A 15,438-nucleotide genomic window follows, 5' to 3' on the forward strand; every position below is an offset into this window, starting at 1 on the left:
TTCACGGCAGATGGACGCCACATCGATTCATGGGGAGGAATAAAAAAAACCTTACAATAACTGTAGAAATTCTTTTATACAGCTAATTGATGTGGTCTTTTACTCCTTTCTATAACCTTTTGTCAACTTTAACAAAAGCTTCTTCACATTAGTTTACATAATATCAACACCATTAGCATTTAATGCCCTTTCACCCCAGATCCTTGACGACTCCAGGATAATTAGATGTTGTTGAATCGTGTCCGTTGTGAAGCAATGGAAAAAATACGGGTCTATTTTGACAGGAATTTGTGTCGATTCCTCCCCCCAAAAGAGAGTATTTTCTTGATCTGTGACACGCTTTTGTTATTCCATAACAAAAACGCAGCAACAAATTTACGTATTTTTTAACATCATTGTAGCAGGTGATTTTTTTCAGGCGATTATTTGTGCATTCGGGACGTGAATCTCTGGTGATTGAAAAATAAACAGTTTTGTACGTTCTGCACTATGCGAGGAAGGATTTTTACTAAAAAAAAGCCGCTGGGGTTTAAAACACCCCCAGCGGCTCGTTTTTTACACTATTGTCTCAGGAATTATCTATCGTCCGTCGATTACTCGATATCCCTTTCAATCAACAATGAATCATCCCCTTCCGGAGCAGACATTGGGCTGTATTGCCACGGATTATGGTAGCTCTCCATCGCCTGATAGATCACCTGGGCCAGCTCATTATTACTGGACGGGTCATAGCACAGCAAATATTCGGTATCAGGTAGCGGCGGTAAGCCATCTACTCCACTCAGCACACGCAGGTCCGGGCTCATCATCTCAACCGGCCTTGCCGTCACGCCAAGACCGGCTTTCACTGCCGCACGAACGGCCGGAAGCGTCGAGGCGACATAAGCCAGTCGCCATGGAATATCTACTTTATTAAGCGTCGCCAGCACCATATCGCGAAACGGACTTGGATCATCCAGCAATACAAGAGGGATCGGCTCGCCTTTTTGCAATACGTATTCCGCTGCGCAGTACCAGTGTGTTGGCGAGGTACGCAGGTTCAATGCCTTAAACGCTGAAGGACGATGGGTGGTTACCATCAAATCCACTTCCTGGGATTCCAGCATTTCTGCCATATAGGCATTACGTTTAACGCGGACATCCAGCGCTAATTTCGGATAAACCGAACTCACGCGATTTAACAGGAAAGGTAAGATCGTATCGGCAGATTCATCTGAAGCACCGATAGTTAACACGCCCTGAAGATTACTGAACATTAATGATGAGCAGGCCTCATCATTAAAACGCAGGATTTTCCTGGCGTAACCAAGAAGTTGAATGCCATGTTCAGTTAACAGTTTGTTGCGACCGTGACGAGCGAACAGTTCTTTCCCAACGAGTTGTTCCAGACGCTGCATTTGCTGACTTACGGCGGACTGAGTACGACACACAGCGGCAGCTGCGGCAGCAAAAGTGTTCAGATCGGCAACAGCAACAAATGTTCTCAGCAGATCGAGGTCGAGGTTAATTATCGGACGATTTGCACTTATCATATATTATCACTTACTGGCGGCTCATACTGAGCTGGTTAATGCTGTGCACACACAAACAAGCAATTCCATTTGTAATGTGCCTCCCTGGCAGTTTCATCCGGAACCCGGACGAAAGTAAAAATGCATATGAGTTGCACTAAAAAAGCGACTCACATTGTTCCGTTATAATGCCTGAAGTAGATCACAGAATATATCTTCAGGGATCGCATATCTATTAAGTTACTCACTCTTTTCTATTTATGACATGCGCGTGTTTGTATAAATGTAAATGTGAGTCCTTGTTCCACTCTCGTGCAGCATCGCTGGTCATACGCGAACACGTACAAACAGCAATGGTGAAGCGGCATCAAGAGCAGGGATCCGTCATTTATGCGAGCATTTTACCCCAAAAACCTTTTATTTATAAGGGTCATTGCGAATTATCTGATGCAAAGTTATGTTATGTTAGGCAAAGTAATCTTCTATTATTAATAAGCACATCAAAACCTTTTTGAATATTAAATAATAATTAATTAGCATCATCCTCATTCATTAATTCCGCTTAACAATAGTTTCACACCTTACCCCCATTGCGACACCTCGGAAATCATCACGCTGTTAAACTCTCCGTAATGCGGAAATATCATCATCGCGTTTCATTAGTGAATTCTTAAATGAGGCATTTTCACACAATTATCTTACAGATAAAAAAACCAGACTTGCAATTAAGAATTAGAACAATTCACTATATAACATTGCATGTAAAGCATATAAGCCTCATTATTTGTCATTATTAAGTTATTAGCAGCACAATCGAGCCTTCCCCTCTGGCAAAATCTTATTCTGCAGACCTTCAAAACACCGTCCTGGGGGAGTACATTGTTCTAAGCTGACTTCCACGGCAGGGAGTGGCGATAACAGCAAAAAAGGTCAAGATTCATGTCCCCCATTGAAAAATCCAGCAAATTAGAGAATGTCTGTTATGACATCCGTGGTCCGGTGCTGAAAGAAGCAAAACGCCTGGAAGAAGAAGGTAACAAGGTACTGAAACTGAACATCGGCAACCCAGCCCCATTCGGTTTTGACGCGCCAGATGAAATCCTCGTTGACGTGATACGCAACCTGCCTACCGCTCAAGGGTATTGCGATTCCAAAGGGCTTTACTCCGCGCGTAAAGCCATCATGCAGCACTACCAGGCTCGTGGCATGCGTGATGTTACCGTGGAAGATATTTACATCGGCAATGGTGTATCGGAGCTTATCGTTCAGGCAATGCAGGCATTGCTGAACAGCGGGGACGAAATGTTGGTTCCTGCACCAGATTACCCACTCTGGACCGCGGCGGTTTCGCTTTCCAGCGGTAAAGCGGTGCATTATCTTTGCGATGAATCCTCTGACTGGTTCCCGGACCTCGATGATATTCGCGCTAAAATTACGCCTCGTACGCGTGGGATTGTTATTATCAACCCAAATAACCCAACCGGCGCGGTATATTCCAAAGAGCTTTTAATGGAGATTGTGGAGATTGCACGTCAGCATAATCTCATTATCTTCGCCGATGAAATTTATGACAAAATTCTCTACGACGATGCTGAGCATCACTCAATTGCGCCGCTGGCACCTGACCTGCTGACCATTACCTTTAACGGACTGTCGAAAACGTACCGCGTTGCAGGCTTCCGTCAGGGGTGGATGGTGTTGAACGGGCCGAAAAAACACGCCAAAGGCTACATCGAAGGTCTGGAAATGCTGGCTTCAATGCGCCTGTGTGCTAACGTTCCTGCGCAACACGCCATTCAGACCGCGCTGGGTGGTTATCAGAGCATCAGTGAATTTATTACCCCTGGCGGTCGTCTTTATGAGCAGCGTAACCGCGCGTGGGAACTGATCAACGATATTCCGGGCGTTTCCTGCGTGAAACCTCGTGGTGCGCTGTATATGTTCCCGAAAATCGACGCCAAACGCTTTAACATTCATGACGATCAGAAAATGGTGCTGGATTTCCTGTTGCAGGAAAAAGTTCTGTTGGTGCAAGGGACGGCATTCAACTGGCCGTGGCCGGATCACTTCCGCATTGTCACGCTACCGCGTGTCGATGATATCGAGCTGTCTTTGAGCAAGTTCGCGCGTTTCCTTTCTGGTTATCATCAGCTGTAATCTTAATTTCACTGCCGGAGATTGCATCCGGCAGTGTTATCCCGCCACAATGACCTGATGATGTCATCATACGTAAGGTCACTATGAAACAGAGCCATTTTTTTGCCCATCTCTCCCGCCTGAAACTCATTAACCGCTGGCCGCTAATGCGCAACGTGCGGACGGAAAATGTGTCCGAACACAGTTTGCAGGTAGCGATGGTCGCCCATGCGCTGGCAGCTATCAAAAATCGGAAATTTGGCGGTAATGTCAACGCCGAACGTATCGCTTTACTGGCGATGTACCACGATGCCTCAGAAGTGCTCACCGGCGATCTCCCTACTCCGGTGAAATACTTCAATGCGCAAATCGCTCAGGAGTACAAGGCTATTGAAAAAATCGCTCAGCAGAAACTGGTCGATATGGTTCCGGAAGAACTGCGGGATATCTTTGCGCCGTTAATTGACGAGCATGCATATAGCGATGAAGAAAAATCGCTGGTGAAACAGGCAGATGCACTGTGTGCATATCTGAAATGTCTGGAAGAACTCGCGGCCGGAAATAATGAATTCTTGCTGGCAAAAACGCGACTGGAAGCGACGCTTGAAGCGCGTCGCAGCCAGGAGATGGACTACTTCATGGAAGTATTTGTTCCCAGCTTCCATCTTTCGCTCGATGAGATTAGCCAGGATTCACCGCTGTAAGCAGCCGGAGTCTGCGTCGCATCAGTCAATAAGCGCCGGATGCGACATCAGGCTCTTGTCAAAACGGAAACAGCATCGGGATCATCACCACACAAACCGCCATCACGATAATGGTGAACGGTACCCCCAACTTCACAAAGTCACTGAAGCTGTAATTTCCCGGACCTAAAACCAGGGTGTTAACAGGTGAAGACACCGGTGTCATAAAGGCGGCGGATGCTGCCATCGCCACGACCATCGCAAATGGATAAGGCGACACTCCCATCGTTTTGGCAGCAGCCAGCGCAATCGGAGCCATCAACACCGCCGTCGCGGTATTAGAGATAAACAGCCCAATAACCGCCGACAAGACAAACAAACACCCCAGCATCATATGTGGCCCATAACCGCCGCCAATATCCATCAGCCCTTTCACCGCCAGCGCGACACCTCCCGTTTTCTGTAATGCCACAGCAAACGGCATCATCCCAACGATCAAAATAATGCTCGGCCAGTGAATGGATTTATAGGCGCTTTCAGCATCTATACAGCGGAATTTCCCCATCAGCAGGCAGGCGATGATAGCGGCAACAGGATTAGGAATTTCATTTGTCAGCATTAACGCCACCATTAGCACCAGACAGAAAATGGCATGGGGTGCCTGGCTGTGCGCGGGCGATGCTTCACTCACCTCTTCCGGTAAGTTCAGCGCTACGAAGTCGCGGCCCTGTTTGGCCAGCATACCGATCAGTTTCCAGTTACCCACAACCAGGATGATATCGCCCAGCAGCAGAGGCTCATCCGCCAGCGAACCTTCCAGCGCCACGCCATTGCGCTTGAGCCCCACCACATTCAGTCCGTAGCGGGTACGAAAACCAATTTCGCGCACCGATTTACCAATCAGTTCTGACTCAGGAATTAATGAAATCTCTGCCATGCCCACATCAAGGGCCTGGTCAGAAAAATACTCGCCGCGCAGTACCATCGGCTCCAGCAATTGCTCACTACAAAATTGCCGGAGATCGACATCAGCCGCAGACATATCAATAAGCAAAACGTCACGCGCGCGAAATTCAGAAACCCCATTAACGTTCACGATAACGCGACGAAAACGCCGCCAGCGTTCAACACCGATGACGTTAGCGCCATAACGCTCACGTAATTTGAGATCATCCAGCCGTTGACCTATCATTGGCGATCCGGGGCGAATAGCCAGACGTCGCGCACGCCCGGTCAGTCGATATTCACGGATAAGATCGCGAAAGGTTCGACGCGTCCAGCCTTCGCGCTGCGGGGTCTGGGTATCCCCTTTCAGCATGAAACGCATCACTAACATATACAAAATACCCAGCACCAGCACGACCAGGCCAATAGGTGTTACGCTAAAGAAACTGAAGCCGTGATAGCCTTCACGCAGCAATTCACTGTTGACTACCAGGTTCGGCGGCGTCGCCACCAGCGTCATCATGCCGCTAATCAGCCCGGCAAAACTTAACGGCATCATCAGACGTGACGGCGAAGTTTGCATACGCATGGCAACGCTTAACACCACGGGAATAAAGATAGCGACAACGCTGGTTGAACTCATAAACGCGCCAAGCCCCGCGACGGTCAGCATCAACAAAACCAACATTTTGATTTCACTGTTGCCCGCCACTTTGACCAGCCATGTTCCCATTACGGTGGCAACACCGGTACGGACCAAACCATCGCCAATAATAAACAAGGCGGCAATCAGGACAACGTTAGGATCAGAAAAGCCGGAAAATACTTCGGGGACCGTCAGCGTTCCGCTTAATGCAAACGCGACAATAACAAACAAAGCGACCGCATCCATACGCACTCTGCCCGTCGCAAACAAGACGATGGCAACGGCCAGTAATGAAAGAACCCAAATCAATTCACCGTTCACAACTTATCCTTGTTAATTGAGGGGGATGACTTGATTCTGCCATAAAAAAGCCCCGACGAGACGGGGCTAAATCATGATCAGGTGTTTCACTGAATAATAACATCGCCATTTGGCTGTTTGGTCACAGTAATTTGCTCCAGACTGTGGAGGACCAAATCGACCTCATTCAGGCGCGGGGTATCTGCCGGAGCGTTAACCGCAATGACATGGCAACCCGCCGCCAGGCCAGAAAGCACGCCAGCGGGAGCATCTTCCACCACCACACACTCCTGCGGCGCAAGCCCCAGCAGCTGCGCACCTAACAGATACGCATCAGGTTCTGGTTTTCCGCGCTTCACTCGCTCAGCGGTTACAAACACCTCTGGTGCGGGAAGCCCCGCTATTTTATGGCGCGCTCGCGCTACCGGCATGGAGCCAGAAGTCACAATGGCCCACGGAATACCTGCTTTATTCAAATGATTGAGTAAGGCGATTGCCCCAGGAAGCGCGGTAATACCTTCGGTTTCCGTGGCCTCGATTTGCTCCAGACGCGTAAACTCGGCGGCAATATCAGCCTCGGATTTGCCCGCCATAAAATGGCGCAAAGAGGTGATCGCCTGTTTACCGTGAATGAAAGCCAGCACCTCTTCCGGCGCTAACCCATGACGTCTGGCCCAGTTGCTCCACGCCCGTTCTACCGCAGGCAGGGAATCCACCAGCGTTCCATCAAGATCAAACAGAAAACCTTTGCACCGCACGCGGGCCTCCTCAGGCGTTGATAATTTGATTAATTTCGTTGGCGCTCAAATGGTACTGACGCGGGCAGGCATGCCACACATTAAGCATGCGCTGATATTTTTCCCACATTGGCGTCTGGGCGTTAAAACCATGAGTCCCAGCGTCAAAATGGGTATAGCGCCCTTCCACATTAACCATAAAGCGGACATAACCGAGGTAACGTGCTTCAGTGGCGGCGTCAAAGCCGAGGAAGGTGACACGACGTTCATCGATGGATTGCTGGTCCTGCAAATTAGACCAAGAAACATACAACGCATGATACATATCCATAATGTCGATGATAGTGCGGCAGGTTTCTTCTTTCAGCTCGCCAAACTCGCGATCCAATTCACGCATCTGTAATCCGTAACCACGCTCAATAATTGTTTGCAGGCGACGGTAACGTTCAGCATTTGCCGGATCGAGCATAGTCATCATCTTGTACTGATTAGACAAAATAAGACGTTGCGCGTTGGTCATTTCCATTGTTGACTCCTGTATCACTCTACTACGGTGAAAAAAAAGAAGGCTGAGTATGCCTTCTTTTATATGCGTAATCAGGGGTCAATTACAAATCATCAAGGAAAGTTTTATCCAGTTGTTTGAAGGCGCGCTTAAGCGTGTCAGCTAATGCCTGGTAATCAGGCTTGCCTTCAACGGGTGCCAACACCTGTCCAGACTCCTGCAATTTACCGCGAACTTCATAAAACCAGTTAAGGATTGCAGGGGGTAATGGCGTTACAGAACGCTTGCCCAGCCACCACAATCCCTGCATGGGTAAACTTAAGGCGAACAGTGCAGTGGCAACTGCCGGCCCAAGCAGACCGCCCAGGGCAATCTGCCAGCAGAGAGTAAATACGGCGATCGGCGGCATAAAACGGATCGCATAACGCGTCATCTTGATAACGCGATTTTCGACAAAGACCGGAGCAAGGCGTTTTTCCAGTGGCCACGTCTTTGAGTAATGCTGTCCGCGGCGAAACAAGCTAAAAAAATTAACAGAACGATTATCCGGCGTTGACATGCTTCACCTCAACTTCACATATAAAGATTCAAAAATTTGTGCAAATTCACAACTCAGCGGGACAACGTTCAAAACATTTTGTCTTCCATACCCACTATCAGGTATCCTTTAGCAGCCTGAAGGCCTAAGTAGTACATATTCATTGAGTCGTCAAATTCATATACATTATGCCATTGGCTGAAAATTACGCAAAATGGCATAGACTCAAGATATTTCTTCCATCATGCAAAAAAAATTTGCAGTGCATGATGTTAATCATAAATGTCGGTGTCATCATGCGCTACGCTCTATGGCTCCCTGACGTTTTTTTAGCCACGTATCAATTATAGGTACTTCCATGTCGAGTAAGTTAGTACTGGTTCTGAACTGCGGTAGTTCTTCACTGAAATTTGCCATCATCGATGCAGTAAATGGTGAAGAGTACCTTTCTGGTTTAGCCGAATGTTTCCACCTGCCCGAAGCACGTATCAAATGGAAAATGGACGGCAATAAACAGGAAGCGGCTTTAGGTGCAGGCGCCGCTCACAGCGAAGCGCTCAACTTTATCGTTAATACTATTCTGGCACAAAAACCAGAACTGTCTGCGCAGCTGACTGCTATCGGTCACCGTATCGTACACGGCGGCGAAAAGTATACCAGCTCCGTAGTGATCGATGAGTCTGTTATTCAGGGTATCAAAGATGCAGCTTCTTTTGCACCGCTGCACAACCCGGCTCACCTGATCGGTATCGAAGAAGCTCTGAAATCTTTCCCACAGCTGAAAGACAAAAACGTTGCTGTATTTGACACCGCGTTCCACCAGACTATGCCGGAAGAGTCTTACCTCTACGCCCTGCCGTACAACCTGTACAAAGAGCACGGCATCCGTCGTTACGGCGCGCACGGCACCAGCCACTTCTATGTAACCCAGGAAGCGGCAAAAATGCTGAACAAACCGGTAGAAGAACTGAACATCATCACCTGCCACCTGGGCAACGGTGGTTCCGTTTCTGCTATCCGCAACGGTAAATGCGTTGACACCTCTATGGGTCTGACCCCGCTGGAAGGTCTGGTCATGGGTACCCGTTCTGGTGATATCGATCCGGCGATCATCTTCCACCTGCACGACACCCTGGGCATGAGCGTTGACGCAATCAACAAACTGCTGACCAAAGAGTCTGGCCTGCTGGGTCTGACCGAAGTGACCAGCGACTGCCGCTATGTTGAAGACAACTACGCGACGAAAGAAGACGCGAAGCGCGCAATGGACGTTTACTGCCACCGCCTGGCGAAATACATCGGTGCCTACACTGCGCTGATGGATGGTCGTCTGGACGCTGTTGCATTCACTGGTGGTATCGGTGAAAATGCCGCGATGGTTCGTGAACTGTCTCTGGGCAAACTGGGCGTGCTGGGCTTTGAAGTTGATCATGAACGCAACCTGGCTGCACGTTTCGGCAAATCTGGTTTCATCAACAAAGAAGGTACCCGTCCTGCGGTGGTTATCCCAACCAACGAAGAACTGGTTATCGCGCAAGACGCGAGCCGCCTGACTGCCTGATTTCACACCGCCAGCTCAGCTGGCGGTGCTGTTTTGTAACCCGCCAAATCGGCGGTAACGAAAGAGGATAAACCGTGTCCCGTATTATTATGCTGATCCCTACCGGAACCAGCGTCGGTCTGACCAGCGTCAGCCTTGGCGTGATCCGTGCAATGGAACGCAAAGGCGTTCGTCTGAGCGTTTTCAAACCTATCGCTCAGCCGCGTACCGGTGGCGATGCGCCCGATCAGACTACGACTATCGTGCGTGCGAACTCTTCCACCACGACGGCCGCTGAACCGCTGAAAATGAGCTACGTTGAAGGTCTGCTTTCCAGCAATCAGAAAGATGTGCTGATGGAAGAGATCGTCGCAAACTACCACGCTAACACCAAAGACGCTGAAGTCGTTCTGGTTGAAGGTCTGGTCCCGACACGTAAGCACCAGTTTGCCCAGTCTCTGAACTACGAAATCGCTAAAACGCTGAATGCGGAAATCGTCTTCGTTATGTCTCAGGGCACTGACACCCCGGAACAGCTGAAAGAGCGTATCGAACTGACCCGCAACAGCTTCGGTGGTGCCAAAAACACCAACATCACCGGCGTTATCGTTAACAAACTGAACGCACCGGTTGATGAACAGGGTCGTACTCGCCCGGATCTGTCCGAGATTTTCGACGACTCTTCCAAAGCTAAAGTAAACAATGTTGATCCGGCGAAGCTGCAAGAATCTAGCCCGCTGCCGGTTCTCGGCGCTGTGCCGTGGAGCTTTGACCTGATCGCGACTCGTGCGATCGATATGGCTCGCCACCTGAATGCGACCATCATCAACGAAGGCGACATCAATACTCGCCGCGTTAAATCCGTCACTTTCTGCGCACGCAGCATTCCGCACATGCTGGAGCACTTCCGTGCCGGTTCTCTGCTGGTGACTTCCGCAGACCGTCCTGACGTGCTGGTGGCCGCTTGCCTGGCAGCCATGAACGGCGTAGAAATCGGTGCCCTGCTGCTGACTGGCGGCTACGAAATGGACGCGCGCATTTCTAAACTGTGCGAACGTGCTTTCGCTACCGGCCTGCCGGTATTTATGGTGAACACCAACACCTGGCAGACCTCTCTGAGCCTGCAGAGCTTCAACCTGGAAGTTCCGGTTGACGATCACGAACGTATCGAGAAAGTTCAGGAATACGTTGCTAACTACATCAACGCTGACTGGATCGAATCTCTGACTGCCACTTCTGAGCGCAGCCGTCGTCTGTCTCCGCCAGCGTTCCGTTATCAGCTGACTGAACTGGCGCGCAAAGCGGGCAAACGTATCGTTCTGCCGGAAGGTGACGAACCGCGTACCGTTAAAGCAGCCGCTATCTGTGCTGAACGTGGTATCGCAACTTGCGTACTGCTGGGTAATCCGGCAGAGATCAACCGTGTTGCAGCGTCTCAGGGTGTAGAACTAGGTGCAGGCATTGAAATCGTTGATCCAGAAGTGGTTCGCGAAAGCTATGTTGGTCGTCTGGTCGAGCTGCGTAAGAACAAAGGCATGACCGAAACCGTTGCCCGCGAACAGCTGGAAGACAACGTGGTGCTCGGTACGCTGATGCTGGAACAGGATGAAGTTGATGGTCTGGTTTCCGGTGCTGTTCACACTACCGCAAACACCATCCGTCCGCCGCTGCAGCTGATCAAAACTGCACCGGGCAGCTCCCTGGTATCTTCCGTGTTCTTCATGCTGCTGCCGGAACAGGTTTACGTTTACGGTGACTGTGCGATCAACCCGGATCCGACCGCTGAACAGCTGGCAGAAATCGCGATTCAGTCCGCTGATTCCGCTGCGGCCTTCGGTATCGAACCGCGCGTTGCTATGCTCTCCTACTCCACCGGTACTTCTGGTGCAGGTAGCGACGTAGAAAAAGTTCGCGAAGCAACTCGTCTGGCGCAGGAAAAACGTCCTGACCTGATGATCGACGGTCCGCTGCAGTACGACGCTGCGGTAATGGCTGACGTTGCGAAATCCAAAGCGCCGAACTCTCCGGTTGCAGGTCGCGCTACCGTGTTCATCTTCCCGGATCTGAACACCGGTAACACCACCTACAAAGCGGTACAGCGTTCTGCCGACCTGATCTCCATCGGGCCGATGCTGCAGGGTATGCGCAAACCGGTTAACGACCTGTCCCGTGGCGCACTGGTTGACGATATCGTCTACACCATCGCGCTGACTGCGATTCAGTCTGCACAGCAGCAGTAATCTCGTCATCATCCACAGCTTTGCGCTGCGGATATCTGAACCGGAAATAATCACTATTTCCGGTTTTTTATTCTCTTAATTTGCATTAATCCTTTCTGATTATCTTGCTTAACTGCGCTGCATCAATGAATTGCGCCATCTCACTTTGCATACTTACCACTTTGTTTTGTGCAAGGGAATATTTGCGCTATGTCCGCAATCACTGAATCCAAACCAACAAGAAGATGGGCAATGCCCGATACGTTGGTGATTATCTTTTTTGTTGCTATTTTAACCAGTCTTGCCACCTGGGTAGTTCCGGTGGGGATGTTTGACAGTCAGGAAGTGCAGTATCAGGTTGATGGTCAAACAAAAACACGCAAAGTCGTAGATCCACACTCATTTCGCATTCTGACTAACGAAGCAGGCGAACCTGAGTATCACCGCGTACAGCTGTTCACGACGGGCGATGAACGCCCGGGCCTGATGAACTTCCCGTTTGAAGGGTTAACCTCAGGATCGAAATACGGGACAGCCGTTGGCATCATCATGTTTATGCTGGTGATTGGCGGCGCGTTTGGCATTGTGATGCGTACAGGAACCATTGATAACGGTATCCTGGCGCTTATTCGCCATACCCGCGGGAATGAAATTCTCTTTATTCCTGCGCTGTTTATTCTGTTTTCACTTGGCGGCGCGGTATTTGGTATGGGAGAAGAGGCCGTCGCCTTTGCCATTATCATCGCACCGCTAATGGTCCGGCTGGGCTATGACAGTATTACCACCGTCCTGGTGACTTATATTGCCACGCAAATCGGTTTTGCCAGTTCGTGGATGAACCCGTTTTGTGTGGTTGTTGCTCAGGGGATTGCCGGCGTTCCGGTGCTTTCTGGCTCCGGGTTGCGCATCGTGGTGTGGGTTATCGCCACTCTGATTGGCCTGATCTTTACCATGGTGTACGCCTCACGAGTGAAAAAGAATCCTCTTCTGTCACGCGTGCATGAGTCCGACCGCTTCTTTCGTGAAAAGCAGGCGGATGTTGAACAACGTCCGTTTACCTTTGGTGACTGGCTGGTATTGATTGTCCTGACAGCCGTAATGGTCTGGGTGATTTGGGGCGTGATCGTTAATGCCTGGTTTATTCCAGAAATTGCCAGCCAGTTCTTCACCATGGGTCTGGTGATTGGCATCATCGGCGTTGTTTTCCGCCTTAACGGCATGACGGTTAATACCATGGCTTCATCCTTTACCGAAGGGGCGCGAATGATGATCGCCCCTGCCCTGCTGGTGGGTTTCGCCAAAGGGATTTTGCTGCTGGTTGGTAATGGTGAAGCAGGTAATGCCAGCGTGTTAAATACTATCCTCAACAGCATTGCCAATGCCATTAGCGGTCTGGACAACGCGGTCGCGGCCTGGTTTATGTTGCTCTTCCAGGCTGTATTTAATTTCTTCGTGACGTCCGGTTCTGGTCAGGCGGCATTAACTATGCCGTTACTGGCACCGCTTGGCGATCTGGTCGGTGTTAACCGTCAGGTTACCGTGCTGGCGTTCCAGTTTGGTGATGGCTTCAGCCACATCATTTACCCAACCTCAGCTTCGTTAATGGCAACGCTCGGTGTGTGCCGGGTGGACTTCCGTAACTGGCTGAAGGTGGGCGCGACCCTGCTTGGACTGCTGTTTATTATGTCCAGCGTCGTAGTGATCGGCGCTCAGTTGATGGGCTACCACTAAAAATGTTAAGAGCCGCAATTGCGGCTCTTTTTTCATTCTGCCGTTTCAGTCTCTACGGCTTCATTTTTGGCATTGCGCTTCATCCACAACGCCAGCGCTTTCAGCGAGTCTGGAGTGAACTCATCGCAGCGTGCGGTGATTTCTTCCGGCGTCAGCCAGCAAACTCCACTGACTTCATCTTCCTGTAGGGCGAAGGGACCGTGAGAGACGCAACTGAACAACGCGCCCCAGACACGGCAATTTTTATCTTCGAAATAGAACTGCCCGTGCTCGGCAAAGGGGACACCGGCAATGCCCAACTCTTCTTCCGCTTCGCGACGCGCGGATTCCAGCAGTTGCTCATCGGCCTGAACTACACCGCCTGCGGTCGCATCTAACATGCCGGGTAAAAAGTCTTTTGTCTCGGTACGACGCTGGACCAGAATTTTGCCCATGCCATCATGCACGACGATGTAAGTTGCACGATGACGCAGACACTGTGCCCGCATTTGTTCCCGGCTGGCTTGTGCAATGACTTCGTTCTCTTCATTGACAATATCCACCCATTCAGTACTTGCCAAACGACGCTGTTCCATTATCAGGAAACCTTCTTTTTCTGGCGCTCTTACGGCGCATTTTGAGTTGTGGGTAAATTACGGATTAATCGCGACCTGCGCAATGATACTTTGATCATTGAGTGCGATTACACTAAGTACGTCATTATCCAGCATGCCATAACCCGCCGGATTACCGCCTTTCGGAATACTCACCGAGCCGGGGTTGAAGTGGAAAATCTCCCCCCGCTGTTCTGCCACTGGCAGATGGGTATGACCGTACACCAGCACATCGTTCTGGTTTAAAGCAGGTAGATTTTCCGGGCCAAAAAGATGACCATGCGTCAAAAACAGACGTTGTTTTTCCAGTAATACCTGTTGCCACGGCGCGGTTATCGGGAAATGCAGCATCATTTGATCCACTTCGCTGTCGCAGTTGCCACGCACAGCGATAACCTTATGTGCCACTTCATTAAGCCGTTCAGCGACTTTGGCTGGCGCGTAACCCTCCGGTAAAGCATTACGCGGGCCGTGATTCAACACGTCGCCAAGGATCACCAGCCACTGGGCACCGCTTTGGACAAACAACTCCACAACACGTTCCGTCGCCGGTAACGACCCATGAATGTCCGATGCAAACATCAGTTTCATCACTCACTCCTCGTCGAAAAAACGTAAGCTATGATACTGGATTCTGTCGTTGCTATCAGCCAGATTGCTTCGCCGAAAGTGCAATAAAACGCTGGACAGACGCTCGCTGCCACTGGAATGTCGCATAATCCACCAGGCGTTCTGGCACCTCATCGCCATGTAGTACCAGGCGGTTAATCATTAGCGCCAGATCAGTATCAGCAATGCACCATTCACCAAATAAATTCGGCTGACCCAGTGCTAACAAATGTTCTGCCATCGCGAACAGTTTCTCTGCACTGGCTTTTCCCTCGGCCGTTAGTGGCGCTTTTTTCGCCCCCGCAAAGACAACATCCGTCGGACGCTCTTCGCGGATGGGCATCAGATCGCTGCGCAGCCAGGCCTGAATCTGTCGTGCACGCGCACGATTTTCTAAATCAAGCGGATAAATACGTTCCCAGGTCGGTGGCGCAAATCGATCTTCCAGATACTCCGCAATGGCAGAAGATTCACTCAACTCAAAATCATCGATTTGTAATAACGGCACACGGCGTGTCTGACCGTAACCTTGCCACGTCGGCTGCAAATGTTCACCGCTGTCGAGGTCGATGGTCTTGATATGAAACGACAGGCCTTTTTCCTGCAACGCCACCCAGGCGGATAACACATAAGGGGAGAAAAAGTGGGCATCTGACCAAAGCGTGATAGCGGGTTTACTCATTATGTCCTCGGCAATAAAGGGGGCTGGCTATCAAACTATAGAGCCTTTTTGTCACTGTCACGT

13 protein-coding genes are annotated in these 15,438 nt (G+C 50.2%); 5 read left to right on the forward strand and 8 right to left on the reverse strand.

Features of this window, described 5'->3' with window-relative positions:
- Window positions 1–593: 593 nt before the first annotated feature.
- Window positions 594–1,532, reverse strand: coding sequence for a transcriptional regulator LrhA (lrhA, locus tag ABZJ92_RS02905; protein ID WP_000622289.1), 939 nt, complete (start codon window positions 1,530–1,532; stop codon window positions 594–596).
- 918 nt (window positions 1,533–2,450) lie between these two features.
- On the opposite strand from lrhA, the gene alaA reads away from it, so the two are divergent.
- Window positions 2,451–3,668 carry an alanine transaminase AlaA gene (alaA, locus tag ABZJ92_RS02910; protein WP_000074527.1) on the forward strand — a complete coding sequence of 406 codons (1,218 nt, stop codon included), beginning with the start codon at window positions 2,451–2,453 and terminating at the stop codon, window positions 3,666–3,668.
- An 83-nt stretch (window positions 3,669–3,751) separates the two neighbouring features.
- A complete protein-coding gene (yfbR, locus tag ABZJ92_RS02915; RefSeq protein ID WP_000813851.1) occupies window positions 3,752–4,351 on the forward strand; it encodes a 5'-deoxynucleotidase in 600 nt (199 codons plus the stop codon).
- 58 nt (window positions 4,352–4,409) lie between these two features.
- Here the strand turns inward: yfbR and ABZJ92_RS02920 are convergent, their stop codons facing one another.
- The 4 genes from ABZJ92_RS02920 to yfbV all read right to left on the reverse strand — a co-directional run bounded on the left by ABZJ92_RS02920 (window position 4,410) and on the right by yfbV (window position 8,022).
- The gene (locus ABZJ92_RS02920) at window positions 4,410–6,242 is read right to left on the reverse strand and encodes an SLC13 family permease (protein WP_001012912.1); all 1,833 of its coding nucleotides are present in this window, start codon (window positions 6,240–6,242) and stop codon (window positions 4,410–4,412) included.
- An 86-nt stretch (window positions 6,243–6,328) separates the two neighbouring features.
- Window positions 6,329–6,979: a hexitol phosphatase HxpA gene (gene hxpA / locus ABZJ92_RS02925; RefSeq protein ID WP_001203399.1), complete on the reverse strand. Its 651-nt coding sequence runs from the start codon at window positions 6,977–6,979 to the stop codon at window positions 6,329–6,331.
- Window positions 6,980–6,989: 10 nt separating this feature from the next.
- The gene (locus ABZJ92_RS02930; protein WP_000426116.1) at window positions 6,990–7,484 is read right to left on the reverse strand and encodes a YfbU family protein; all 495 of its coding nucleotides are present in this window, start codon (window positions 7,482–7,484) and stop codon (window positions 6,990–6,992) included.
- Between the two features lie 82 nt (window positions 7,485–7,566).
- On the reverse strand, window positions 7,567–8,022 hold the full coding sequence (gene yfbV / locus ABZJ92_RS02935; RefSeq protein ID WP_000106622.1) for a terminus macrodomain insulation protein YfbV: 456 nt from the start codon (window positions 8,020–8,022) through the stop codon (window positions 7,567–7,569).
- 337 nt (window positions 8,023–8,359) lie between these two features.
- On the opposite strand from yfbV, the gene ackA reads away from it, so the two are divergent.
- From ackA to yfcC, 3 genes are all read left to right on the forward strand, one after another.
- A complete protein-coding gene (ackA, locus tag ABZJ92_RS02940; RefSeq protein ID WP_000095706.1) occupies window positions 8,360–9,562 on the forward strand; it encodes an acetate kinase in 1,203 nt (400 codons plus the stop codon).
- A gap of 74 nt (window positions 9,563–9,636) precedes the next feature.
- A complete protein-coding gene (gene pta / locus ABZJ92_RS02945; RefSeq protein WP_000086722.1) occupies window positions 9,637–11,781 on the forward strand; it encodes a phosphate acetyltransferase in 2,145 nt (714 codons plus the stop codon).
- Window positions 11,782–11,970: 189 nt separating this feature from the next.
- Window positions 11,971–13,491 (forward strand): putative basic amino acid antiporter YfcC, encoded by a 1,521-nt coding sequence (gene yfcC, locus ABZJ92_RS02950; protein ID WP_001274496.1) that lies wholly within the window; start codon window positions 11,971–11,973, stop codon window positions 13,489–13,491.
- Between the two features lie 32 nt (window positions 13,492–13,523).
- Here the strand turns inward: yfcC and yfcD are convergent, their stop codons facing one another.
- Genes yfcD through yfcF form a run of 3 tightly spaced genes read right to left on the reverse strand, consistent with a single transcriptional unit; the run spans window position 13,524 to window position 15,375 of the window.
- Complete coding sequence (gene yfcD, locus ABZJ92_RS02955; RefSeq protein WP_000437938.1) at window positions 13,524–14,066, reverse strand: NUDIX hydrolase YfcD; 543 nt, start codon at window positions 14,064–14,066, stop codon at window positions 13,524–13,526.
- Between the two features lie 57 nt (window positions 14,067–14,123).
- Entirely contained in the window at window positions 14,124–14,675 is a 552-nt protein-coding gene (gene yfcE / locus ABZJ92_RS02960) for a phosphodiesterase (protein ID WP_005046975.1), read from the reverse strand.
- Window positions 14,676–14,730: 55 nt separating this feature from the next.
- Window positions 14,731–15,375: a glutathione transferase gene (gene yfcF, locus ABZJ92_RS02965; RefSeq protein WP_000042440.1), complete on the reverse strand. Its 645-nt coding sequence runs from the start codon at window positions 15,373–15,375 to the stop codon at window positions 14,731–14,733.
- Between the last annotated feature and the right edge of the window lie 63 nt (window positions 15,376–15,438).

The sequence above is a fragment of the Shigella sp. FJ200513 genome (genome assembly GCF_040495915.1).
Taxonomy (GTDB): domain Bacteria; phylum Pseudomonadota; class Gammaproteobacteria; order Enterobacterales; family Enterobacteriaceae; genus ECMA0423.